22 protein-coding genes are annotated in these 22,278 nt (G+C 73.0%); 13 read left to right on the top strand and 9 right to left on the bottom strand.

Annotation, left to right across the window (positions count from 1 at the left end):
- Nucleotides 1-149: 149 nt before the first annotated feature.
- The 7 genes from HYE82_RS14205 to HYE82_RS14175 all read left to right on the top strand — a co-directional run bounded on the left by HYE82_RS14205 (nucleotide 150) and on the right by HYE82_RS14175 (nucleotide 9,550).
- The gene (locus HYE82_RS14205; RefSeq protein ID WP_179174401.1) at nucleotides 150-1,778 is read left to right on the top strand and encodes an ABC transporter ATP-binding protein; all 1,629 of its coding nucleotides are present in this window, start codon (nucleotides 150-152) and stop codon (nucleotides 1,776-1,778) included.
- Entirely contained in the window at nucleotides 1,775-2,890 is a 1,116-nt protein-coding gene (locus tag HYE82_RS14200; RefSeq protein WP_179174395.1) for an ABC transporter permease, read from the top strand. Before HYE82_RS14205 ends, HYE82_RS14200 begins: the two co-directional genes overlap by 4 nt.
- A complete protein-coding gene (locus HYE82_RS38040; RefSeq protein ID WP_179174394.1) occupies nucleotides 2,887-4,149 on the top strand; it encodes an ABC transporter permease in 1,263 nt (420 codons plus the stop codon). The genes HYE82_RS14200 and HYE82_RS38040 overlap by 4 nt, the downstream gene beginning before the upstream one ends.
- On the top strand, nucleotides 4,146-4,544 hold the full coding sequence (locus HYE82_RS14190; RefSeq protein WP_179174393.1) for a cytidine deaminase: 399 nt from the start codon (nucleotides 4,146-4,148) through the stop codon (nucleotides 4,542-4,544). The genes HYE82_RS38040 and HYE82_RS14190 overlap by 4 nt, the downstream gene beginning before the upstream one ends.
- Before the next feature lie 107 nt (nucleotides 4,545-4,651).
- Nucleotides 4,652-5,929, top strand: a complete 1,278-nt coding sequence (locus HYE82_RS14185) for a thymidine phosphorylase (protein WP_179174392.1) — start codon at nucleotides 4,652-4,654, stop codon at nucleotides 5,927-5,929.
- A gap of 810 nt (nucleotides 5,930-6,739) precedes the next feature.
- Nucleotides 6,740-9,094, top strand: coding sequence for a hypothetical protein (locus HYE82_RS14180; protein WP_179174391.1), 2,355 nt, complete (start codon nucleotides 6,740-6,742; stop codon nucleotides 9,092-9,094).
- 111 nt (nucleotides 9,095-9,205) lie between these two features.
- On the top strand, nucleotides 9,206-9,550 hold the full coding sequence (locus HYE82_RS14175; protein ID WP_179174390.1) for an STAS domain-containing protein: 345 nt from the start codon (nucleotides 9,206-9,208) through the stop codon (nucleotides 9,548-9,550).
- Here the strand turns inward: HYE82_RS14175 and HYE82_RS14170 are convergent.
- Together HYE82_RS14170 and HYE82_RS14165 are read right to left on the bottom strand one after the other, a co-directional pair.
- Nucleotides 9,437-10,459 (bottom strand): sigma-70 family RNA polymerase sigma factor, encoded by a 1,023-nt coding sequence (locus HYE82_RS14170; RefSeq protein WP_179174389.1) that lies wholly within the window; start codon nucleotides 10,457-10,459, stop codon nucleotides 9,437-9,439. The genes HYE82_RS14175 and HYE82_RS14170 overlap by 114 nt on opposite strands.
- 100 nt (nucleotides 10,460-10,559) lie before the next feature.
- Nucleotides 10,560-11,840, bottom strand: coding sequence for an MFS transporter (locus HYE82_RS14165; RefSeq protein WP_179174388.1), 1,281 nt, complete (start codon nucleotides 11,838-11,840; stop codon nucleotides 10,560-10,562).
- A 63-nt stretch (nucleotides 11,841-11,903) separates the two neighbouring features.
- Between HYE82_RS14165 and HYE82_RS14160 the strand changes: the two genes are divergently transcribed.
- Complete coding sequence (locus tag HYE82_RS14160; RefSeq protein WP_179174400.1) at nucleotides 11,904-12,920, top strand: LysR family transcriptional regulator; 1,017 nt, start codon at nucleotides 11,904-11,906, stop codon at nucleotides 12,918-12,920.
- A gap of 20 nt (nucleotides 12,921-12,940) precedes the next feature.
- Here the strand turns inward: HYE82_RS14160 and HYE82_RS14155 are convergent, their stop codons facing one another.
- Together HYE82_RS14155 and HYE82_RS14150 are read right to left on the bottom strand one after the other, a co-directional pair.
- Nucleotides 12,941-13,309: a cupin domain-containing protein gene (locus HYE82_RS14155; RefSeq protein WP_179174387.1), complete on the bottom strand. Its 369-nt coding sequence runs from the start codon at nucleotides 13,307-13,309 to the stop codon at nucleotides 12,941-12,943.
- Between the two features lie 73 nt (nucleotides 13,310-13,382).
- On the bottom strand, nucleotides 13,383-14,105 hold the full coding sequence (locus HYE82_RS14150) for an alpha/beta hydrolase (protein WP_179174386.1): 723 nt from the start codon (nucleotides 14,103-14,105) through the stop codon (nucleotides 13,383-13,385).
- A 112-nt stretch (nucleotides 14,106-14,217) separates the two neighbouring features.
- On the opposite strand from HYE82_RS14150, the gene HYE82_RS14145 reads away from it, so the two are divergent.
- The 3 genes from HYE82_RS14145 to HYE82_RS14135 all read left to right on the top strand — a co-directional run bounded on the left by HYE82_RS14145 (nucleotide 14,218) and on the right by HYE82_RS14135 (nucleotide 16,765).
- Nucleotides 14,218-15,366: an adenosine deaminase gene (locus HYE82_RS14145; RefSeq protein ID WP_179174385.1), complete on the top strand. Its 1,149-nt coding sequence runs from the start codon at nucleotides 14,218-14,220 to the stop codon at nucleotides 15,364-15,366.
- 141 nt (nucleotides 15,367-15,507) lie between these two features.
- Nucleotides 15,508-15,783 carry a hypothetical protein gene (locus tag HYE82_RS14140; RefSeq protein ID WP_179174384.1) on the top strand — a complete coding sequence of 92 codons (276 nt, stop codon included), beginning with the start codon at nucleotides 15,508-15,510 and terminating at the stop codon, nucleotides 15,781-15,783.
- 217 nt (nucleotides 15,784-16,000) lie between these two features.
- Nucleotides 16,001-16,765: a hypothetical protein gene (locus HYE82_RS14135; protein ID WP_256987212.1), complete on the top strand. Its 765-nt coding sequence runs from the start codon at nucleotides 16,001-16,003 to the stop codon at nucleotides 16,763-16,765.
- Nucleotides 16,766-16,783: 18 nt separating this feature from the next.
- Here the strand turns inward: HYE82_RS14135 and HYE82_RS14130 are convergent, their stop codons facing one another.
- The gene (locus HYE82_RS14130) at nucleotides 16,784-16,984 is read right to left on the bottom strand and encodes a PspC domain-containing protein (protein WP_179174382.1); all 201 of its coding nucleotides are present in this window, start codon (nucleotides 16,982-16,984) and stop codon (nucleotides 16,784-16,786) included.
- 42 nt (nucleotides 16,985-17,026) lie between these two features.
- Complete coding sequence (locus HYE82_RS14125) at nucleotides 17,027-17,614, bottom strand: VanZ family protein (protein WP_179174381.1); 588 nt, start codon at nucleotides 17,612-17,614, stop codon at nucleotides 17,027-17,029.
- A gap of 178 nt (nucleotides 17,615-17,792) precedes the next feature.
- Here HYE82_RS14125 and HYE82_RS14120 point away from each other — a divergent pair, with 178 nt between their 5' ends.
- Nucleotides 17,793-18,932 (top strand): calcium-binding protein, encoded by a 1,140-nt coding sequence (locus tag HYE82_RS14120; RefSeq protein ID WP_179174380.1) that lies wholly within the window; start codon nucleotides 17,793-17,795, stop codon nucleotides 18,930-18,932.
- Nucleotides 18,933-19,050: 118 nt separating this feature from the next.
- Nucleotides 19,051-19,482 (top strand): hypothetical protein, encoded by a 432-nt coding sequence (locus HYE82_RS14115; RefSeq protein WP_179174379.1) that lies wholly within the window; start codon nucleotides 19,051-19,053, stop codon nucleotides 19,480-19,482.
- Between the two features lie 24 nt (nucleotides 19,483-19,506).
- Here the strand turns inward: HYE82_RS14115 and HYE82_RS14110 are convergent, their stop codons facing one another.
- The 3 genes from HYE82_RS14110 to HYE82_RS14100 form a co-directional block, all read right to left on the bottom strand.
- On the bottom strand, nucleotides 19,507-20,163 hold the full coding sequence (locus HYE82_RS14110; RefSeq protein WP_179174378.1) for a PH domain-containing protein: 657 nt from the start codon (nucleotides 20,161-20,163) through the stop codon (nucleotides 19,507-19,509).
- A gap of 25 nt (nucleotides 20,164-20,188) precedes the next feature.
- Nucleotides 20,189-20,833, bottom strand: coding sequence for a class F sortase (locus HYE82_RS14105; protein WP_179174377.1), 645 nt, complete (start codon nucleotides 20,831-20,833; stop codon nucleotides 20,189-20,191).
- 207 nt (nucleotides 20,834-21,040) lie between these two features.
- Nucleotides 21,041-22,105 carry a hypothetical protein gene (locus HYE82_RS14100; protein ID WP_179174376.1) on the bottom strand — a complete coding sequence of 355 codons (1,065 nt, stop codon included), beginning with the start codon at nucleotides 22,103-22,105 and terminating at the stop codon, nucleotides 21,041-21,043.
- Nucleotides 22,106-22,278: the final 173 nt, after the last annotated feature.

The following is a 22,278-nucleotide window of genomic DNA, read 5'->3' as shown; positions in this document are numbered from 1 at the left end:
TTTCACTTTCGACAGTGCTACGCGCGTAGAGGCATCGTGGACGCGATACCTTCTCTCCCCGCCCTGTCCCCCCGCCCAGCGGCTCTTTCCAGCTCCTTTCGCGCCAAGGAGAGTGCGTCATCAACGCGTCCAGCCCCCCTGCCGTAGAACTGCACGGCATCACCAAGCGTTTCCCCGGCGTCGTCGCCAACAAGGACATCGCCATCACCGTCCGCAAGGGCACGGTCCACGCCCTGATCGGTGAGAACGGTGCCGGCAAGTCGACCCTGATGAAGATCCTCTACGGCATGCAGAAGCCGGACGAGGGCACCATCGCCATCGACGGGGAGCAGGTCTCCTTCAACAGCCCGGGTGACGCCATCGCCCGCGGCATCGGCATGGTCCACCAGCACTTCATGCTCGCCGACAACCTCACCGTCCTGGAGAACGTCGTCCTCGGCGGCGAGAAGCTGTACGGCATCGGGGCCAAGGCCCGCAAGAAGATCCTGGAGATCTCGGACGCGTACGGCCTCGGTGTCCGGCCGGACGCCCTGGTCGAGGACCTCGGTGTCGCCGACCGGCAGCGCGTGGAGATCCTCAAGGTCCTCTACCGCGGGGCCCGCACCCTCATCCTCGACGAGCCGACCGCCGTGCTCGTGCCGCAGGAGGTGGACGCGCTCTTCGACAACCTGCGCGAGCTCAAGGCCGAGGGCCTGACCGTCATCTTCATCTCGCACAAGCTGGGCGAGGTGCTGAAGGTCGCCGACGACATCACCGTCATCCGCCGTGGCACCACCGTCGGCACCGCCGACCCGAAGACCGCGACGACCAAGCAGCTCGCCGAGCTGATGGTCGGCAGCGAGCTGCCCACCCCGGAGACCCGCGAGTCGACCGTCACCGACATCCCGATGCTCCAGGTCAAGGGCCTGACCCTGGCCGAGGCCGGGGGCGTGACAGCGCCGCTGGCGGCCGCCGCCCAGGACCGCAACGAGGACACGGAGAACGTGCACGAGCACGTCCCCGTCGGCCGCCTGCTGCTGGACGACATCGACTTCACGATCCACAAGGGCGAGGTCCTCGGCATCGCCGGCGTCGAGGGCAACGGCCAGACCGAGCTGATCGAGGCCCTCATGGGCCTGGCCGCCCCGGACTCGGGCGTGATCACCCTCGACGGCGTGGACATCACCAAGCACCCGGTCCGCAAGCGCCGCGAAGACGGCATCGGCTACATCCCCGAGGACCGCCACCGCCACGGCCTGCTGCTGGAATCCCCGCTGTGGGAGAACCGCATCCTCGGCCACGTCACCGAGGCGCCCAACTCCAAGCGCGGCATCCTCGACCCGAAGGCCGCCCGCAAGGACACCGAGCGGATCGTGCGCGAGTACGACGTCCGCACCCCGGGCATCGACGTGACCGCGGCCTCGCTCTCCGGCGGCAACCAGCAGAAGCTGATCGTCGGCCGCGAGATGAGCCACAACCCGAAGTTCCTCATCGCCGCCCACCCCACCCGCGGCGTGGACGTCGGTGCGCAGGCGCAGATCTGGGACGCCATCCGCGAGGCCCGCCGCGAGGGCCTGGCCGTACTCCTGATCTCCGCCGACCTCGACGAGCTGATCGGCCTGTCCGACACCCTGCGCGTCATCTACCGCGGCCGCCTGGTCGCGGACGCCGACCCGGCGACCATCACGCCGGAGGAGCTCGGCACCGCCATGACGGGTGCCGCGCGCGGCCACCTGGAAGCCACCGACAACCACTCCGCCGCTGCCGACGGTGACACGACGGAGGACGAGGCCCGATGAAGAAATTCGACAAGGACAGGCTGCTGATCGCGGCCGCCGGCCCGGCGCTCGCCTTGGTCAGCGCCTTCGCGCTGACCATGATCGTGCTGGCCGCCACGGGTGTGAACCCGATCGAGCCGCTGCGCATCATGGTCGAGCAGGGAGGCTACGAGGACATCCAGGTCCTGATCGTCAACCAGGCCGGCATCTACTACCTGGCAGCCCTGGCCGTGGCCATCGGTTTCAGGATGAACCTCTTCAACATCGGTGTGGACGGCCAGTACCGCCTCGCCGCGATGGTCTCGGCCGTCGTCGGTGCCGCGGTCACGCTGCCCGGTCCGCTGCACATCCTGATGATTGTGGTCGTGGCCATGCTCACCGGTGCGGCCTGGTCCGGCATCGCGGGCATCCTCAAGGCCAAGCGCGGCGTGAGCGAGGTCGTCTCCACGATCATGCTCAACGCCATCGCCACTTCCCTGATCGCCTGGCTGATCCTGCCGAAGAACCTCGGTGTCCAGCCGGCGGGCTCGAACGACCTGACCACCGGTGACATCCCGGAGTCCAGCTGGTTCCCGGCCCTGTCCCTGCCCGGCGGCGACATCTACGGCTTCACCTTCGTGGCCTTCGCGCTCGGCATCGTCTACTGGTTCGTACTCAACCGCACCCGCTTCGGCTTCGACCTGCGCGCCACCGGCGCCAGCGAGTCCGCCGCGCAGGCCTCCGGTGTGGACGCCAAGAAGATGATCATGACTGCGATGCTCATCTCGGGCGCGGTCGCCGGCCTCACCGGTATGCCGCTGCTGCTCGGCGAGTCGCACACGTACAACCTGTCCTTCCCGCTGGGCATCGGCTTCACCGGCATCACCGTCGCCCTGCTGGGCCGCAACAGCCCGGTCGGCATCCTCTTCTCGGCCTTGCTGCTCGCCTTCATCAAGCAGACCTCCTTCGGTCTCGACAGCGGCGGCTACGCCCAGGAGATCGGCACGATCATGCAGGGCATGATCGTGATCGCGGTCGTCGTCAGCTACGAGATCGTCCGCCGCTACGGCATCCGCCGCCAGCAGCAGAAGGTCGGCGCGGAGCTGGCCGCCGGCCACGCCATCAAGACCGACAAGAAGGAGGTCGCGGCGTGAGCACCAGCACGGCTACCGCGACGAGCGCTGCGCCCAAGGGCACTGGCCGCCGCAAGCTCACCCTGCCCTGGATCCTGCTGATCATCGCGGGCGGCCTCGTCCTGATCTCGCTGGTCCGGACGATCTCGGGCGCCAACGACCTGACCTCCGTCGGCCAGGTCTCCGGCGCGCTCCAGCTCGCCGTGCCGATCGCCATGGCGGGTCTCGGCGGCCTGTGGGCCGAGCGCGCCGGTGTGGTCAACATCGGCCTCGAAGGCATGATGATCCTCGGCACCTGGTTCGGCGCCTGGGCCGGCTACCAGTGGGGGCCGTGGACCGGCGTCCTCATGGGACTCGTCGGCGGCGCCCTCGGCGGCCTGCTGCACGCGATCATCACCGTCACGTTCAACGTCAACCACATCGTCTCCGGTGTGGCCGTGAACATCCTGGCCGTCGGTTTCACCCAGTACCTGTCGAACTTCACCTTCGACAAGGTCCCCGGCGGCTCCTCCAAGCAGTCCCCGCGCATCGAGCCGATCACCGAGATCACCGTCCCCGGTTTGTCGGACTGGCTGGCCGAGCTCCAGGCCAAGCACTGGTTCCTGGTCTCGGACCTCGCCGGTGTCCTCGGCGGCCTGGTCACCGACCTGTCGCTGCTGACGGTCGTCGCGATCCTGCTGATCCCGGCCACCTGGTGGGTGCTGTGGCGCACCTCCTTCGGCCTGCGGCTGCGCTCCTGCGGTGAGAACCCGATCGCCGCGGAGTCCCTCGGCGTCAACGTGTACAAGTACAAGTACATCGCCGTGGTCGTCTCCGGTGCGATGGCCGGCCTGGGCGGCGCGTTCCTCGCGATCGTCTCCACCGGCATCTACCAGGAGGGCCAGACCGGCGGCCGCGGCTACATCGGCCTCGCCGCCATGATCTTCGGCAACTGGATGCCGGGCGGCATGGCCCTCGGCTCGGGCCTGTTCGGCTTCACCTACAGCCTCAAGCTGCGCGGTGGCGCCGAGAACGTCCACGCGCTGCTGCTGCTCCTGGCGATCCTGCTCGTGGCCGTCGTCGTCTGGCAGCTGTACAAGAAGAAGCACGTCCAGGCCGCGATCGCCGCCGCCTGCGCCGCCGGCCTGTTCGTCTGGTACGCGCTGGTCGACGCCGTCCCGAGCCAGTTCGTCGAGGCCGCCCCGTACGTCACGACGCTGCTCGTGCTCGCCCTCTCGGCGCAGCGCCTGCGGATGCCGAAGGCGGACGGCATGCCGTACCGCAAGGGGCAAGGAAAGTGACGACGTCGCCCACCCCCGACTGGGAGGCCCTGCGGGAGGCCGCCCGGGACGCGATGTCCCGGGCCTACGCCCCCTACTCGGGCTTCCCGGTCGGAGTCGCGGCCCTCGTGGACGACGGGCGGGTCGTGACCGGCTGCAACGTCGAGAACGCGAGCTACGGGCTCGGCCTGTGCGCCGAGTGCGGCCTCGTGTCCTCGCTCCAGGCCACGGGCGGCGGCCGCCTGACGCACTTCACCTGCGTCGACGGCAAGGGCGACGTCCTCGTCCCGTGCGGACGCTGCCGCCAGCTGCTGTACGAATTCGGCGGACCGGAACTGCTGGTGGAGACCCCGAAGGGGATCCTTCCGCTGGCGGAGATGCTGCCGCAGGCCTTCGGGCCGGACCACCTGAGATAACCGTGCCGACGGCCCTTCGCCCACGAGGCGAGGGGCCGTCGCACTTCCGCACTTCCGCGGAACTCCGCCTCCGCACCACCCTCTATGCGCGTAGAAGGAAGCACCACATGGACGTCATCTCCGTCATCCGTACGAAGCGTGACCGCGGCGAGCTGAGCCCCGAGCAGATCGACTGGGTCATCGACGCGTACACCCGCGGCATCGTCGCCGACGAGCAGATGTCGGCGCTGGCCATGGCCATCCTGCTCAACGGCATGAACCGGTCCGAGATCGCCCGCTGGACCGCCGCCATGATCGCCTCCGGCGAGCGGATGAACTTCGACTCCCTCTCCCGCCCGACCGCCGACAAGCACTCCACCGGCGGCGTCGGCGACAAGATCACCCTCCCGCTCGCCCCGCTCGTCGCCGCCTGCGGCGCGGCCGTGCCGCAGCTGTCCGGCCGCGGCCTCGGCCACACCGGCGGCACCCTGGACAAGCTGGAGTCCATCCCCGGCTGGCGCGCGCTGCTCTCCAACGAGGAGATGCTCCACGTCCTCGACACCACCGGCGCGGTCATCTGCGCGGCCGGCGACGGCCTCGCCCCCGCCGACAAGAAGCTGTACGCGCTGCGCGACGTGACCGGCACCGTCGAGGCCATCCCGCTGATCGCCTCCTCCATCATGTCCAAGAAGATCGCGGAGGGCACCGGCTCCCTCGTCCTCGACGTGAAGGTCGGCTCCGGCGCCTTCATGAAGAACATCGAGGACGCCCGCGAGCTCGCCTCCACCATGGTGGCGCTCGGCACCGACAGCGGCGTGAAGACCATCGCCCTGCTCACCGACATGTCCACCCCGCTCGGCCTGACCGCCGGCAACGCGCTGGAGGTCCGCGAGTCCGTCGAGGTCCTGGCCGGCGGCGGCCCGGCCGACGTGGTCGAGCTGACCATCGCCCTGGCGAAGGAGATGCTGGAGGCCGCCGGCATCAAGGACGCCGACCCGGCCAAGGCCCTGGCCGACGGCTCCGCGATGGACGTCTGGCGCCGCATGATCCAGGCGCAGGGCGGCGACCCGGACGCGACCCTGCCGGTCGCCCGCGAGCAGCACGTGGTCACCGCGCCCGAGTCTGGGGTGCTGACCCGCCTGGACGCGTACGGGGTGGGCGTCGGCGCCTGGCGCCTGGGCGCCGGCCGCGCCCGCAAGGAGGACCCGGTGCAGGCCGGTGCCGGCATCGAGCTGCACGCGAAGCCGGGCGACCAGGTCGTGGCCGGGCAGCCGCTGATGACGCTGCACACGGACACCCCGGAGAAGTTCGACTACGCCCTGGCCTCGCTGGAGGGCTCGTACGACATCGCCGCGACGGGCACGGCGTTCACCGCCAACCCGATCGTCCTGGACCGCATCGCCTGATCCGGGCCGCCCGCACACCCCGCCGGAACGCCGGCCCCGTCCACCGGGGCCGGCGTTCCCGCATGCGGGGGGCATGCCCCGGACGTAACCTGGCGGTGTGAGCGAGGGACGGTCCCACGAGCCGGCCGACGGTCCCGCACCGCACAGGAGAGGCGGTCGGGCAGCTCGGCGGCTGGAGGAGTTCCTCGCCGCCCGGGAGCCGGCGGCGGAGCCCGAAGGGCCCGCCGAAGCGCCCGCGGACGGCGGGGACCGGGACCGGGGCGAAAACCGGGACGCGGTCCGGGTCCGGGACGGGGCAACCGCCCGGGACCCGGACCGGGCCCGGCCGGACCCGTCACCACCCCCCTCGCAGGACCCCGCAAGCCGCTGAGCACCGCGCCGCCGAACCGGGTGCCGACATGCACCGCGCACCGGCCGGGCCGGCGCCGGACCGGCCGAGGGCCACGCACCCGCCTCACGAACGGCCCGGCTCACGGACCGCGGGGCAGGTCAGGGACCGCCGGGGTCACGAACGGCCGGTCACGGACAGCCGCGGCCACGGGCCTCAGGGGTTGCGGATCTCAGGGGTTGCGGACCGCGGGGTCAGGAACCGCCGGGGTCGCGAGCCGACCGGTCAGGGTCCGACAGCGTCGGGGCCGACGGCGTCAGGGTCGGATGGCGTCGGGGTCCGATGGCGTCGGGGACCGCCCGCGTGGACCTCAGGGTCATGGAACCGAGGGGTGCGGATCGCCGGGGGCCTCCGATCCGGGGGCGCCGGGCCGGAAGACGGCCCGTGTGTCCGCGCCCGTCCGCGCCGAAAGAGGTGCAGCGATGCAGGATCCGACCGCTTCCGACGACCGTGGACCCGGCGCCGAGCGCGGCACCGGTGGGCGCCGCCTCCGCCCTCCCGGCGGCAAGGCGCTGGCCCGGCTGCTCCAGGAACTCGAACGCACGGGCCGGGGCGAGGAGGCCGCCCGCGCGGTCGAGAGGGCCGTGCCCGGACTGGCGGAGAGCCGGCAGCAGGAGCTGATCACCGAGGCGGTGGGGCCGCCCGAGGCCCGGCCGCCGGCCCGGGACCGGGCGCCTCGGCCGCCGGCCGGGGAGGACGGCCGCGAGGCGGGGGCCGGGGCGCCGTCGCCACAGGAGGCCGCCGAGCGCACCCGGGCAGGCACCGCGGACGCGGAATCCCTCGCCGTCGTGTACCGGGAGACGGCTGAACGGCTCGCCGAGGAGCCCCGCGCGCCCGGCCCGGTCTGGCGCTCCCTCGGCCCCTGGACAGTGCCGAACGGGCAGACGTACGGCCTGAGCCGGGTCAACGTCTCCGGCCGGATCTCCGCGCTCGCCGTCGACCCCGCGAACGCCGCGCACCTGCTGGCCGGGTCCGCGGGAGGCGGGATCTGGGAGAGCATCGACCGCGGCGCCTCCTGGGCGCCCCGCACGGACGACGCGGCCACGCTCACCACCGGCGCCCTCGCCTTCGACCCGGCCTCCTCGGGCACCGTGCTCGCGGGCACGGGGGAGGGCAACTTCTGGGCCCGCCTGGGCACCGGAGTCATCCGCTCCACCGACGGGGGCACCACCTGGGCGCCGCTGTGCACCGACCCGTTCACCGGCCAGGGCTTCTACGACCTGGCCTTCGACCCCACCCGCCGGGGCACCGTCCTCGCCGGGACCACCGACGGCCTCTACGGCTCGGCCGACGGCGGCGCGAGCTGGACCCGGCGCCGGTCCTCCGTCGCCTGGTCGGTCGTGGCGTCCGCGAACGGCGAGGCCTTGGCGGCCTGTTCGGACGGAATGTTCCGCTCGGACGACGGCGGGGCCGTCTGGCACCCCGTCACCCTGCCCACTCCGGGCACCTTCCCGTACACCCGGTTCGCCGTGGCGATCGCCCCGTCCGACCCCGGCGTCGCGTACGCCTGGGCGGCAGACGCCGACGAGGTGGCCCGGCTGTGGCGCAGGACCGGCGACGCCGGCTGGGCGAGGGTGCCCGTGCCTCCCGGCCTGAGCACCGCACAGGCCTGGTACGACTGGTTCCTCGGCATCGCCCCCGACCGCGCGGACCAGGTCTACCTCGGCGCCGTCGACGTCTACCGCGGCGACCGCGCGGGGACCTCGTGGAGCTGGCAGTCCATCTCCACCAGGGAGACCGGCGGCGACTCCATCCACCCCGACCAGCACGTCATCGCCTTCGAACCGGGCGCCCCCGCAGTGGTGTACGTGGGCAACGACGGCGGCCTGTTCCGCAGCCCCGACCGGGGCGGGCACTGGGAGGACCTCAACCACGGCCTGGCCGTCACCGAGTTCGAATACCTGGCGCAGGACCACACCTCCGAGACCTGGCTGCTCGGCGGCACCCAGGACAACGGCACCAACCGCTGGACGGGCTCCCCGTCCTGGACCCACGTCCAGGACGGCGACGGCGGGGACTGCGCGGTCAACCGCGACGACCCGAGCACGGTCTTCCACACCTTCTACGAGATGAACCTGGAACGCTCCGGCAGCCGCGGCGACTTCGGCACGTGGACCGGGGTGTCCCCGCCGGTGCCGTCCGGCGAGCGCTCGCTGTTCTATCCGCCCCTGGAGACCAGTGCCACCGCCGGGCGGACCGTCGCCTTCGGCGGCGGGGCCCTGTACGTCTCCCGGGACGACGCCGGAAGCTGGAAGCGGCTGCCGTTCCCCGACCCCGGCGTGGGCAGCGCCATGTGCATCCCGCACGCCGGCGAGGTCCTGGTCGGCACCATCCGGGGCCGGCTGTACCGCACCCGCTGGCAGGGCGCCGCCTGGAGCCCGCTCGCCGCGCTGACGACGCCCCGGGCCGACGCCTGGATCAGCGACATCCATGCCGACCCGGCCGACACCGCCCGGATCTGGGTCACGCACAGCACCATCGGCGGCGGCCGCATCTGGCACTCCGCCGACGGCGGCGCCACCTGGGCCGACCGCTCCGCCGGGCTGCCGCCGCTGCCGCTCAACGCGGTGGAGGTGGACCCCCTCGACCGCGACCGGCTGTGGGTCGCCGCGGACCTGGGCGTCTACCGTTCCACCGACGGCGGCGCCACCTGGGAGCCCTTTGCCGACCGGCTGCCGAACGCGCTCGTCGGCGACATCGTCCTGCACCCGGACGCGCGCCTGCTGCGCGCCGGCACCCGCAACCGCGGGGTCTGGGAGATCCCCGTGGACGGCTGAACCCCGACGGCTGAACCCCGACGGCTGAACCCCGACCGACGGTTGGAGCCTCACGGTCGGAGCCCCGCGCCGCCACCGATGACTTCCGCCGGCCGGGCCGGTCGGACAGGCATGACGAACCGGATTCTGGTCCTGACCGGGCCCGACGTGGGAGCGGGCGGCGCGGACGCGGCGTGCCGGCGGCTGACCGAGCTGTACGCGGCCGGGGCGGGCGCCGTGGAGTGCGACGTCGGCGCGCTCGCCGGTCCGCCCGCCCCCGCCGCCGTCGAGACGCTGGCCCGGCTGCGCCTGGCCGCCCGCCGCCGGGGCCGCGCCCTGACGGTGACCGGCGCCGGCCCCGAACTACGCGCCCTGCTCGGCCTCATGGGACTGGGGCAGCTCCTCGGGGAGCCCGAAGAGGGGGAACCAGCGGTCGGTGTCCAGGAACGCGTTGAGCCCGGTGATCCGCCCGTCTGATACCTCCAGGACCTGGAGCGCCCACGGGACGTGGCCCGGGCGGCCGTCCTGCCGGGGCCGGTACTGGCCGAAGGCGGGCAGGCCGTTGGCCGTGGTGGGGACCAGGCGGGAGCCCTTGCAGCCGATGCCCTGGTTCAGGTGCCACGCGGCGATGTCCGCGTGGCCCTGCAGCCACAGGTCGAACGGCGGCATGGAGAGCACCGCGTCCTCGTGGAGCAGCGCGGTGAGCCGGGAGATGTCGTACGCCTCGAACGCGGACACGTACTGCTCCAGCAGCTTCGCCTGCTCCGCGTCCAGCGGGTCGGCGGGCTCGCTGTCGCGGGCGGGACGGGCGGCCAGCGTGGCCCGGGCCCGCTGCAGGGCGCTGTTCACCGAGGCGGTCGTGGTCTCCAGCAGGGCCGCGACCTCGTCGGCCTTCCAGGCCAGCACCTCGCGCAGGATCAGCACGGCCCGCTGCTTCGGCGGCAGGTGCTGCAGGGCCGCGACGAACGCCAGCCGCACCGACTCCTTCGCAAGCGCCGCCTCCGCCGGGTCGGCGGTCCGGGGCAGCACCCGCGCGTCGGGCACGGGCTCCAGCCAGGTCACCTCGGGCCGCTCGTTCAGCACGGCGGAGGCCTGGTGCTGCGGCGCGCTGAGGTCCATGGGGCGGGCCCGCTTGTTGCCGGCGCTGAGCAGGTCCATGCAGACGTTGGTGGCGATGCGGTACAGCCAGGAGCGCAGCGAGGACCGCCCCTCGAACTTCCCGTAGCCGCGCCAGGCGCGGACGTACGTGTCCTGGACGGCGTCCTCGGCGTCGAAGGAGGAGCCGAGCATGCGGTAGCAGTAGCCGGTGAGCTCCACGCGGTAGCGGTCGAGCGCTGCGTCCAGTCCGGCGTCGGCGTCGGCGGCGAGGTTGGCGGTGTCCGTCATCTGCGTCGATCCCCCTGGTCGTTCCCGATGTCACGGAACCTACCGGAGGGGTCTGACAGCCGCAGCCCGGCGCGGGAACCGCCGGGTGCGCGGCGCGGTTTCAGCGCGCCGCGACGAGCCGCCGCTCCGACCGGGCCGCGTGCGAGCCGTACAGGGTGATCGACACGACGCCCAGCACCGCCAGCAGCGCGATCCCGGCCGTGGCCGCCCAGCCGCCGGAGTGGTAGGCGAGCGCGCCCAGCGTGCCGCCCGCGCTGGAGCCGAGGTAGTACGCGGACTGGTACAGCGCGGAGGCCTGGGCGCGGCCCGAGACGGCGGTCCGGCTGACCGCGGCGGAGGCCACGGCGTGGCCCGCGAAGAAGCCCGCGGTGATCAGGACGAGCCCGGCGGTGATCGCGGCCACCGAGGCGGCCAGCGACAGCAGCAGCCCCAGGGCGGTGGTGGCCACCGCCAGGTACAGGGCGCCGCGCCGGCCCATCCTGGCCACCAGCCGGCCCGCCGCGGCGGAGGAGGCCGTACCGACCAGGTAGATCAGGAAGATCGAGCCGATCGCGCCCTGGCCGAGGGAGAACTCGTCGGCGAGGCGGTAGCCGATGACGGTGTACACGGCGCCGAAGACGGTCATGAACAGGGCGCCGATCCCGTACAGCCGCAGCAGCAGCGGATCGCGCAGGTGTCCGGCGACGGCGGCGCCGACCGCACGCGGGTCGAGCGAGGCCGGGCGGAAGAACCGCGCCCGCGGCAGCAGCACCCAGAACGCGGCCGCGCAGGCCAGCGCCATCGCACCGACGGCCAGCAGGCCGGCCCGCCAGCCCCATGCCTGGGCCGCCCAGCCGGTGACGAGGCGGCCGCTCATGCCGCCGATGGAGTTGCCCGCCACGAACAGGCCGATCGCGCCCACGAGCGCCTTGGGCCGTACCTCCTCCGCCAGGTACGCCATCGCGGAGGCGGGGATGCCGGCGATCGCCGCGCCCTGGACGGCGCGCAGCGCCACCAGCCACTCCAGGTTCGGCGCGAACGGCACAAGGAGTCCGACGCCGACGGCGACCGCCATGGACACCGTCATCATCCGGGTCCGGCCGAAGCGCTCGGAGAGCGCGCTGAGCGGCAGGACGAAGAGGGCGAGCGCGCCGGTGGCCGCGGAGACGGTCCAGCTGGCCTGACCGGCCGTCACCCCGAAGCCTTCGGAGACGGCGGGCAGCAGGGCCTGCGTGGAGTAGAGGAGGGCGAACGTCGCGAGTCCGGCGGCGAAGAGCGCGAGGCTCATCCGGCGGTAGCCGGGCCGGCCGGGGGCGTGGGCCTGCGGGGCCGGGGTTTCCTGCGGGGACGACGGGGTGGAGGCACCCGTGCTCACGGGTGCCCCGGTATGAACGGGAGGCATGCGACGACCGTAGACCCGGCCCGTTTCATGCGTCCAATGCACGAAATCGCGATAATCGATCCCCTGGTGCATCAGCAAAGGTCAGAGGGGTGCATGTCAATGAACCGTTACGAAGAAGACATGGCCGTGACAGCTTTGCTGGCCCCGCGGCTGGCGTACTTCGCCGCCGTCGCCCGGCACGAGCACGTCACCCGCGCCGCCCACGAGCTCGGCGTCCCGCAGTCCACCCTGTCCCGGGCCATGGTCCGTCTCGAACAGGACCTGGGCGTCGCACTGTTCGCCCGCACGGGCCGTACGGTCGCGCTCACCACGGCGGGCCGGACCTTCCTCGCCTCGGCCGAGAAGGCGCTCGCCGAGATCGCCCGCGCCGCCGGATCGGTCCAGCACGACGCCGACGCCGCCCACGGCAAAGTGGCGTTCGGCTTCCTGCACACCCTCGGCCCCGAGACCGTACCCGGCCTGATCCGCGCCTTCCGCGCCGACCACCCCGGCGTCCGCTTCTCCCTGGTCCAGAACTACGGCGAGGCGATGCTGGAGCGGCTGCGGGCCGGCGAACTCGACCTCTGCCTGACCTCACCCCTTCCGGACGCCCCCGACCTGGTGGCCCGCAGGCTGGACGAGCAGCGGCTGCGGCTGGTGGTCCCCGACGACCACCGCCTCGCCACCCGCAAGCGCATCCGCCTCGCCGAGGCCGCCGAGGAAACCTTCGTCACCCTGGAGCCCGGCTACGGGCTGCGCCGCATCACCGACGACCTGTGCGCCGAGGCCGGGTTCACCCCCCGGGTCGCCTTCGAGGGAGAGGAGGCCGAGACCCTGCGCGGGCTGGTCGCGGCCGGCCTCGGCGTGGCCCTGCTTCCGCCGCCGGCGGTGCCCCGCCCGGGCGTGGTCGAGCTGACGGTGACGGCCCCGCGGGCGGTCCGCGAGATCGGCGTCGCCTGGCTCGAAGGCCACCCCGACACGCCTCCGGTCGACCGGTTCAAGCGGTTCCTGCTGTCCCGGCGCGGCCGGCTGATCCCGGAGTGGCACGCGCCCGCCCAGGAGGCGCCCGTCGCCGACCCCCGCCCCGGGACCGCGTCGTAGCCGCAGGCCTCCGTACGGTCTCAGCCGCCGGCCGCCTTCGCGTAGTCGCCGAAACCGGTCCAGTCGACGGCCACGCACGGCTCGTCGCCCACGACCCAGGCGTCGTGGCCCGGCGACACCTGCATGAAGTCGCCGGGACCGTAGTCGTCGGCCTCCCCGTCGTCCATGACGACGTGCATCCGGCCGCTGACCACGTACCCCGTGTGCGCGGACAGGCAGCTGTCGGTGCCGGCGAGCGGCTTGATGTGCTCGGACCAGCGCCAGCCAGGCTCGAACACGGCGCGGCCCACGGGCCCGCCCTCGGCCTGGATGACGTCCAGCCGGCCCTTGTCGTCCGCGAACGGACGCGTCTCGTCGGCGTCGTCGAAGTTCCTGCGCACGATGGTCATGCCCCATCGCCTCCCGAAGGGGTGCGGAGGTGGGCCCCGAGTCCACCTCTCACTCTAACGCCGGGGGCCGTCCTCAACCCCGCAGCGAGCGCCCGAACCCGGAGGCGAGCGGCATGCGCAGGCCCAGCGGCGGCGGGGCCGCCAGGGCGTCCGTCACCGGTCGCGAGTACCGGCCCGTGAACAGGGCCCCGAGGACGAAGTCCACGCACAGCGCCACGACTTCCGCCTGGTGGTCCCGTAACCGGTGGCCGTCGGAGTGGACCTCGAAGCGGCACGTCGACCGGTTGGCCTTCTTCGCCCGTGCCGCGAGGCGGAGCGATGCTTCGGGGGCGCTGCGCGCGTCGTTCGTGCCGTGCACGATCAGCACCTGACGGCCGGAGAGCTGCTTCACCGGTTCAGGTGTGTCCGGTCCGGCCGCCTCGTCCAGCGAAGGCGCGAGCGCCAGGACCGAGTTGACGGCTCCGTGACCCGCGGCGAGCAGCGCCGCGCGGCCCCCCGCCGCATGGCCGGCGAGGCAGACCGGCACGTCCCCGTAGCGGCGTACCGCCTCGTCCGCCGCCCACCGGGCGTCCGCCTCCCTGGGGCCCTCCCCGCCGTACGCCACGGTATGCGTGACCAGGCCTTCCGCCCTGCCGGCCCGGGCCAGGGCGCGGGCGAGCGGCCGTACCGGGCCGGGGGGCCACCGGGTCACCCCGGGGAGCAGGAGGACGACGCCGCTGACCGTGGGGACCGGGCCGCTCGCGCCGGCCGCCCGCCCCAGGCGGGCCCCGCGCGCCGGGGGCGCATCATGAGACATGGCGGAACAGTCTCAGACTGACAGGTGTACGCGACCCGTCCGTACGGTCTCTGTTGGATATCGGACGGCCGCCATGCCACAGCTCTACGCGCGTAGGCACTAGAGTGCGCAGATGACGAGCCAGACCACCGAACTGCCCACCCCGGAACAGATCCGCCGCGCCCCGAAGGTGCTGCTGCACGACCACCTCGACGGCGGCCTGCGCCCCGGGACCATCATCGAGCTGGCCCGCGCGGTCGGCTACGACAAGCTCCCCGAGACCGACGCCGACAAGCTGGGCGTGTGGTTCCGGGACGCCGCCGACTCCGGTTCCCTGCCGCGCTACCTGGAGACGTTCGCGCACACCTGCGCCGTCATGCAGACCAAGGAGGCGCTCTTCCGCGTCGCCGCCGAGTGCGCCGAGGACCTCGCCGAGGACGGCGTCGTCTACGCCGAGGTCCGCTACGCGCCGGAGCAGCACCTGGAGGCCGGCCTCACTCTCGAAGAGGTCGTCGAGGCCGTGAACGAGGGCTTCCGCGAAGGCGAGCGCCGGGCGCGGGAGAGCGGCCACCGCATCCGCGTGGGCGCCCTCCTCACCGCGATGCGCCACGCCGCCCGCGCCCTGGAGATCGCGGAGCTGGCCAACCGCTACCGCGACAACGGCGTCGTCGGCTTCGACATCGCCGGCGCCGAGGCCGGGTTCCCCCCCACCCGCCACCTCGACGCGTTCGAGTACCTCAAGCGCGAGAACAACCACTTCACGATCCACGCGGGCGAGGCCTTCGGCCTGCCGTCGATCTGGCAGGCGCTGCAGTGGTGCGGCGCGGACCGCCTCGGCCACGGCGTGAAGATCATCGACGACATCGAAGTCGCCGAGGACGGATCCGTGAAGCTGGGCAGGCTGGCCTCGTACGTGCGGGACAAGCGCATCCCCCTGGAGATGTGCCCGACGTCGAACCTGCAGACCGCGGCGGCCGCCTCGTACGCCGAGCACCCGATCGGCCTGCTGCGCAAGCTGCACTTCCGCCTGACGGTCAACACCGACAACCGGCTGATGAGCGGCACCAGCATGAGCCGCGAGTTCGAGCACCTGGTCGACACCTTCGGCTACACGCTCGACGACATGCAGTGGTTCACCGTCAATGCCATGAAGTCCGCGTTCATTCCTTTCGATGAACGACTGGCCATGATCAACGACGTGATCAAGCCCGGATATGCCGAGCTGAAGTCGGAATGGCTGTTCCGGCAGACCTCTTCCACCAGTGGTTCTGTTTCGTCCTAGGCCACGGCTTGACCGAGGGAAAGCGTCCGCGGAGAACGATCCGCGGGCGCTTTCTCGTATTTGAGGATGTTTGCGGGCGGCGGTTTCGAGTGGCTAGGTTGCGGAGCCGCCCCGATTCCCCCGTCCCAAGGACTTACCTCCATGAAGCAGTCAGCTGCCAAGACCCTCGGTGCCGCCGCCCTCGGAGCCGCCTTCGCCGCCGTCGCGGCCGGGACCGCCTCGGCCGCCGTGCCCGCCATCGGCGTGACCGACGCGCTGGGCACCGCGACCGGCGCGCTCCAGGGCCTCCCCGTCCAGCAGCAGGCGAGCCCCCAGGGCCAGGACGCCGGCGACCCGGGCGCCACGGTCACCCAGCTGACCGACACCGTCGGCCCCCTGGTCGGCGGCCTGCCGGTCGGCGCCCTCGGCGGCTCCTGACCCCTGCCCGAGCCCGCCTGATCCCCGCTTGATGCCCCGCTCGATCCACCCCGGGATCCGCGACGGTCCGTACGCGCGCACGCGGGGCGCACGCCGGTTCGACCGGGTGTGCGTCGCGCGGCGCGCCGTGCCGGGATCCCCGCCAGCCGCCCGCCGACGTACGGGCGGGGGTACCACCCGGCGGCAGCCGGGGGAGAGGTCACCGGTCATGCGCCCGATGCCCCGAAGCACGGCCCGAGCGGCCGCCGCCGCCCTGCTGCCCGCCCTCCTGCTGGGCGCCGTCGGATGCGGTACGGACGCCCCCGCGGGCGGGAAGGCCCCGGACCCGAAGGGCTCCGCCCCGGCCGGGACGCCGGCGGCCTCGCCGGACGCCGGATCCCCGTCCGGCGCCGCAGCCCCGGCGAAGACCGGCGGAACCAGGCTGGAGCGCGCCGCCCTCGCACAGGGCGACCTGCCCGGCTACCAGGTCTCGGCGCGGGCCAAGAGCCCGAACGCCCCCGACGGCCAGCCCCAGGCCGATCGCAAGGCCTGCCAGCCGCTGGCCGACATCATGGGCGACGAGCCTGACCCGGCCGCGCGCGAGACCGTCAACCGCGGGATCGGCTCGCACAAGGCGGTCGGGCTCGCCGTCTCCGCCTCCGTCAGCTCGTACGCCGAACGCGACGCGAAGGCACTGGTCACCCGCCTCAAGGACGCGGTCGCCGCGTGCGGTACGGGCTTCGCGGCCACCGTCGGGAAGCAGAGCGGCGGCTACCGCGACGTGCGGGCGACCGACTACCGGACCGCCGGCGACGACACCGTCAGCTGGACCACGACTGCCTCCGCCCAGGGCGTCTCGGCCCAGGTCCACGTGGTCGTCGTACGCCAGGGCGACACCGTCGTACGGCTGATGGCCCTCAACGTGGCGGGCGCGGGGCAGAAGGCCCGGGTTCCGCACGAGGTGACGGACAAGCAACTGGAGAAGGTCCGCCGCACCGGCTGACCGCGGACCGGCGGAGGGTCACCAGGCGGCGGACGAGGGCTTCTCGTTCGGCAGCAGCAGCCACAGCGCCAGATAGATCAGGACCTGCGGGCCGGGCAGCAGGCACGAGACGACGAATATCAGCCGCATCGTGTTCGCGGAAATTCCGAATCGGCGCGCCAGGCCGGCGCAGACGCCGCCGATCCAACGGCCGTCACGGGGGCGCGTAAGGGCGCTCATGGGGTCTCCTCTGTCGCATGCGCGGGGGTTTCCCGCGATGCCTCAATACTCCCGCGGCACCGCTGACAGGACGTCGGTCCAGGGTCCCAGCCCGACCCTGGAAATTCTCGGGGTGGATCCCTGAGGGAGCGGGGAATTCCTGGCCTGCTGCGAGCGGCGCAGCCGCGCCCGCAGCGCCGGGACGACGGCCGCGTGCGCCAGCACCACGCCGAGCGTGTTCAGCAGCACCGAGTCCACGTCGGGGACCCGGCCAGGGACGGCGCTCTGCAGCATCTCGATGCCGATCGACACCAGCGCGCCCGCGGCGGCCGTCCGCGCCAGCGAGGACCACGCGGCCAGCGGCGAGGGCGCCAGGCTCCCGCCCGCCAGGGGCAGCAGGACACCGAGCGGGGCCAGCAGCGCCAGGCACTCGCCGATCCGGCGGGCGGCCTCCAGCGGCCCGCGCGCGAGGTCGGCCCTGATCCCGTCGAAGGGGGTCAGGTTCGGGGCGGCAGCCCAGGGCACGTCCAGGGGGCGCAGGGTGAGCCAGCCGACGAGGAGCAGATGGGCGACCAGCAGACCCCCGCCGAGGAGCCGGAGCCGCAGGTGTATGGCGGTGGCGGCGCGGGGGCCGACCTCATGACGCTGCACACCGGCGAGGACGCAGTGAGTGGTGGTTTCGGTTCCGAAATGCCCCGGCCGGTGGGGACTGATGAGAATCCGATCGGATGAAAACACCAGGGATGTGGACGAGCCTTCGCGGACTCCGGGCGCGATCACGCACAGTGAGCGGGTCGATGCACACCGGATGTGCGGGAAGGGAGCAGCCATGTTCGGACACCGAAGGGCCGGGAGGGGCCGCGTCCGGCCCGCCCGGCGGATCGCCGCCCTGGCCGGCGCGCACGCCCTGGCCGCCGCCCTGACCGGGTTCGGCATGACCCCGGCCCACGCGGCGGATGCGACCTGCTTCAACGCGACCGCCACGGGCACCGTCGGCACCCCCGGGGACGACGTCCTCATCGGCACGGAGGGCCGTGACGTCTTCGACGGCCGAGGCGGCGACGACAAGATCTGCGGTCTCGGCGGCGACGACGTCCTGATCGGCGGGGCCGGGGACGACCAGATCGCGGGCGGCGCGGGCGACGACCAGGCGGACGGCGGGGCCGGCACCGACCTGCTCGTCGGCGACGACATCGCCTGGAGCGGCGACGCCACCGGTCCCACCGGCCGGGACCGCCTCGTCGGCGGGGCGGAGGGCGACTCGCTGATCGGCGACCACTACGCCGTCCAGGGCACCGCGAACGGCGCCGCCGCCGACCTGCTGTTCGGCGGCGACGGAGAGGACGCCCTGACCGGCGACTGCGTCGGCGACCGCGCCACCGGCGGCGCGAGCGACCGACTGGAAGGCGGCCGGGACAGCGACAGCCTCACCGGCGACTCGGGCGGTTTCTACGAGGCCACCGGCGCCGGCGACGACGTCCTGCTGGAGGGCCCCGGGGACAACGGCCTCGCCACCGGCGACAGCACCTCGATCCTGGGCAACGTGAGCGGCAGCGGCGGCGACGACGTCATCGACCTCGGCGAGGACGGCGGCTTCGGCGCCTGGGGCGACCACCAGACCTACTCGGGCAGAGCCGTCGGCTCCGGCAACGACCGCATCGTCGGCGGCAGCGCGAGCGAGGTCGTCCTCGCCGGGGACAGCGGCCTGGGCGATCCCACCGGCGCAACCGCGGGCAACGACGTGATCGACGGCCGCGGCGGGAACGACCGCCTCATCGGCGACAACGCCGACGCCCAGTTCACCAACGACTCGATCGGCTCCGCAGGCGGCATGGACTTCGTCACCGGGGGCGCCGGCGACGACTACCTGCGCGGCGGCCCCGCCAACGACACCCTCAACGGCGGCGCGGGCACGGACGATTGCGACGGAGAGAGCGGTACGAACGTCCAGCTGGCCTGCGAGATCTGAACCGGGCGGCAGCAGCGCGGGATGTCACCCGTTCGGCCCACTGCCGGTCGCCGGGCGGGCAAAGGGACCGCACGCTCGAATGGCCCCCACCCATTCGAGCGAGAGGCGAGGTGGCGCGATGACGACCACTCCCACGCCCGCACCCGCCGGCAAACCCGGCGCCACACACCCCTGGGCGACCGGCGGCACGGTGCTCGCCGGCGTCCTGATGGTGGTCAACGGTGTCTTCGCGATCATCGAAGGCATCGCCGCCATCGCCCAGGACGACATCCTCTACCTCACCCGCATCGGCAACTACATCTACAAGTTCAGCCTGACCGGCTGGGGCTGGATCCACCTGATCCTCGGCATCATCGTCCTGATCGTCGGCATCTTCCTGCTCAAAGGGGCGAACTGGGCCCGGATCGCCGGTATCGTCCTGGCCTCGCTGACCGTGATCGTCCACTTCCTGTGGCTGCCCTACCAGCCGCTGTGGGCGCTCGTCGTCATCGCGGTGGCCGTGTTCATCATCTGGGCCCTGTGCACCGACAAGGAGCCGTTGCGCTGGTGAGCCGCAGATGACCGGAAGGACGGTCTAACGGAGGGCGAGCAGCACGATCAGGAGCACGGCTCCCACGACGGCCGGCGCGATGACCTCGTAGGACCAGCGCACGCGCACACTGCCCTGCGCCCCGGCCCGCGTGGCACCGCGCTCGGCCAGCTCGCGCAGCTCCTCCACCACCTGGTCCGCGTGCGCCCGCTGCGGTTCGGCGGGCGCCGCGGCGCCGTTGGGTCCGCCGGCGCCCTTGTCCTGAGCCGTCAGGCCCTTGCCGGAGAGCCCGCCGCGACGGCTGAGCTGCTGCCGGTTCGCCTTCTTCCGCTCCCGCAGCGAGACGGGCACCGACCACAGCTGGTACTTCGCCCCCTCGGCCAGCACCTCGGCGGAGTACCCGGCCCGCACCGCGTCCACGGCGGCCCAGGGCAGCTCGATGATCCGGAAGGGGTTGCGCACTCGCATCCGGTCCTCGTTCGCGAAGACGGCCGGGCGGATGGTGAACGCCACCGTCAGCGGCACGGCGCTCAGGGCGATCGCCGCGGCGAACCAGCGGGCGCTGCCCGATCCGCGGACCAGTGCGTCCCCGCACAGCCACGCGATCAGGGCCAGCAGCAGGACCCCGGTGACCACGGCCATGGGGGAGCGGTAGACCCGGTCGTCGTAGACCGGCTCGTCATCGGGCTGCTGGCTGCTCATGCGCCCGATTCTGCCTCACCGCGTCTCAGCTCACGAGATCGGCGTACAGGACGATGTTGTCGGGGCGGTGGCCGTCGGTGAGCTCCCCGCCGCAGGTGATCAGCCGGAGTTCCGGGCCGGCGGTGTTCCCGTAGACCTTGGCGGTCGGGAAGTGCTTCTTGTCGACCTGCTCCAGCTCCCGGATGCGGAAGACGGCGGCCTTGCCGTCCGCCCGGTCCACCGTGATCTCGTCGCCGGTGCGGATCCGCGACACGTTGCGCAGGACGGCCGGGCCCCGGGCGGTGTCGAAGTGCCCGATCAACACGGCCGGACCGGTCTCCCCGGGCGTGACGCCCTTGGTGTACCAGCCGATCCGGTCCGCCTGCGGTACGGAGGGCACCTCGACCGTGCCGTCGGCGGCCACGCCCAGCGTGAGCAGCGGCCCGGTGTCCACCCCGGCCGCCGGGATCCGGACCCGGACCGGCTCGGAGGCGGGCAGTGGGGCCGCGGGCCCGGCGGGGGTGCCTGCAGAGGCCGCGGGCGCGGGGGCCGACGCCGCCGCCGCGACGTGCGGCGGCGGCGTGGCCGGGGCGGCGGGGACGCCGGCGCAGCCGGTCAGCGCGGGCAGGCAGAGCAGGGCGGCCGGTCCGAGGAGGGCGGCGGCGAGCGGCGGGCGTGGGCGGTGGGCCATGGAGGTGCTCCGGGAAACAGCCCGGCGGGCCGCCACTGGGGCGGCCCGCCGGATGGGGTGTGGGTGGTGCGGTGTGGCCTGAGGAGGGCCGGGGCCTTCTGAGGTGGTGCCGGTGGTGCGGGGTGATGCGGGGTGGTGCGGGGAGGCACACGCGGGGCGTGCCTCCCGTCCGGTGGGCCGGCCGGGAGGCACGGCCGGCGGTACGGGTCAGGCGCGCTTGCGGTCGGCGCGGCTGCGGGCGGTCCGGGCCGCGCCGAGCGCAGCGAGGATCGCGATCAGGCCGCCGCCTGCAGCGAGGGTGGTGCTGTTGTCGGTGTCCTCGGCCGCGATCTCGGCGCCTGCGGCGACCGCGCCCTGCGGCACGACCACCGTCTGCGCAACCGTCTGCGGCTTCACGTCGGCGGCCGGCTTCACCACGGCAGTGGTCTTGGCGACGGTCTTGTCGGAGGTCTTGGCCTCCGGCAGCAGGTAGAAGTCCGAGGCGCCCTCGCCCTGCACGTGGACGGTGAGGCCGTAGCGGCCGTTGTCCGTCCTGGCGAGCCGGTACTCGGTGCCGTCGAGCACCGCGTGGGGGCTGGAGGGGTTCAGCGTCGCCAGGACGCGGCCCGCCCGGCCGTCGGCCGGCTTCCAGTTCTCGGCGACGGCGCGGATCCAGACTTCGGGGCCCTCGGAGTCGTTGCGCAGCACCGCGATCCGGCCCTTGCCGACGAGCACGACCTCGCCGTCGTAGCGGTCCTTGACCGTCGCGGCCGGGGTCTTCGGCGTCTTCGGGGCCTTCTTCGGGGCCTCGGGAGCCGGCTCGACCGGGGACTCCGTGGCCTTCGGCGCCTCGGGGGCCTTCGCGGTCCCGGCCTTAGGCAGCGGGTAGGAGGCGGTGACCGCGTCCTTGGTGACCGTCAGCACCGGGGCGGAGGTGTCCGCCCCGGTGAGGGAGAGCAGCAGCCCGTTCGCGGTGTCGCTGGGGTGGGTCCGGTCCAGGACCGTGAGCACGTGGACCATGTAGACGTCGCCGGGCTTCCACTGCGAGCCCACGAACCGGATCCAGGCCTCGGGGCCCTCCGCCCCGTTCCGCAGCACCGCGACCAGACCCTCGCCGAGGTAGACGGGCTCGCCCGCGTATCGGTCGTCGTCCGAGACGGTTCCGTACACCGACGTCACACCGTGTGCGGCGGCCGGGGCGGCGAACGCACCGGCCGCGCCGACCGCGGCGGGGGCCAGCAGCGCCCCGGCGAGGGCGGCGGTGACGATCGAGGTACGGACGGCGGTACGCATAACGACTCCTGGAAGCTGTGTCGTGGGTAGGTGGGAGAGTCGCATGCCGCGGTTTCTCTGTCGGGCATTCATCCGGTGAGTTCTGGCGGGCTGCTGAAAAGAAATCTACGGATCTTGTGCAGCCGGAGCGTGGGATTCCTGTCATGGCCGTGTAACGGCTGTGACCAGCACAT

The sequence above is a fragment of the Streptomyces sp. BR123 genome (assembly GCF_013401435.1).
Taxonomy (GTDB): domain Bacteria; phylum Actinomycetota; class Actinomycetes; order Streptomycetales; family Streptomycetaceae; genus Streptomyces.
Note: the sequence above shows the minus strand (reverse complement) of the source record. Positions and strands in the feature narration are given on the sequence as shown.

Coding starts and splice junctions, on each gene's coding strand:
- HYE82_RS14200 (WP_179174395.1), top strand. CDS start 1,775: ATGAAGAAATTCGACAAGGACAGGCTGCTGATCGCGGCCGCCGGCCCG.
- HYE82_RS14185 (WP_179174392.1), top strand. CDS start 4,652: ATGGACGTCATCTCCGTCATCCGTACGAAGCGTGACCGCGGCGAGCTG.
- HYE82_RS14180 (WP_179174391.1), top strand. CDS start 6,740: ATGCAGGATCCGACCGCTTCCGACGACCGTGGACCCGGCGCCGAGCGC.
- HYE82_RS14175 (WP_179174390.1), top strand. CDS start 9,206: ATGACGAACCGGATTCTGGTCCTGACCGGGCCCGACGTGGGAGCGGGC.
- HYE82_RS14170 (WP_179174389.1), bottom strand. CDS start 10,459: ATGACGGACACCGCCAACCTCGCCGCCGACGCCGACGCCGGACTGGAC.
- HYE82_RS14165 (WP_179174388.1), bottom strand. CDS start 11,840: ATGCCTCCCGTTCATACCGGGGCACCCGTGAGCACGGGTGCCTCCACC.
- HYE82_RS14155 (WP_179174387.1), bottom strand. CDS start 13,309: ATGACCATCGTGCGCAGGAACTTCGACGACGCCGACGAGACGCGTCCG.
- HYE82_RS14150 (WP_179174386.1), bottom strand. CDS start 14,105: ATGTCTCATGATGCGCCCCCGGCGCGCGGGGCCCGCCTGGGGCGGGCG.
- HYE82_RS14145 (WP_179174385.1), top strand. CDS start 14,218: ATGACGAGCCAGACCACCGAACTGCCCACCCCGGAACAGATCCGCCGC.
- HYE82_RS14140 (WP_179174384.1), top strand. CDS start 15,508: ATGAAGCAGTCAGCTGCCAAGACCCTCGGTGCCGCCGCCCTCGGAGCC.
- HYE82_RS14135 (WP_256987212.1), top strand. CDS start 16,001: ATGCCCCGAAGCACGGCCCGAGCGGCCGCCGCCGCCCTGCTGCCCGCC.
- HYE82_RS14130 (WP_179174382.1), bottom strand. CDS start 16,984: ATGAGCGCCCTTACGCGCCCCCGTGACGGCCGTTGGATCGGCGGCGTC.
- HYE82_RS14120 (WP_179174380.1), top strand. CDS start 17,793: ATGTTCGGACACCGAAGGGCCGGGAGGGGCCGCGTCCGGCCCGCCCGG.
- HYE82_RS14115 (WP_179174379.1), top strand. CDS start 19,051: ATGACGACCACTCCCACGCCCGCACCCGCCGGCAAACCCGGCGCCACA.
- HYE82_RS14110 (WP_179174378.1), bottom strand. CDS start 20,163: ATGAGCAGCCAGCAGCCCGATGACGAGCCGGTCTACGACGACCGGGTC.
- HYE82_RS14105 (WP_179174377.1), bottom strand. CDS start 20,833: ATGGCCCACCGCCCACGCCCGCCGCTCGCCGCCGCCCTCCTCGGACCG.
- HYE82_RS14100 (WP_179174376.1), bottom strand. CDS start 22,105: ATGCGTACCGCCGTCCGTACCTCGATCGTCACCGCCGCCCTCGCCGGG.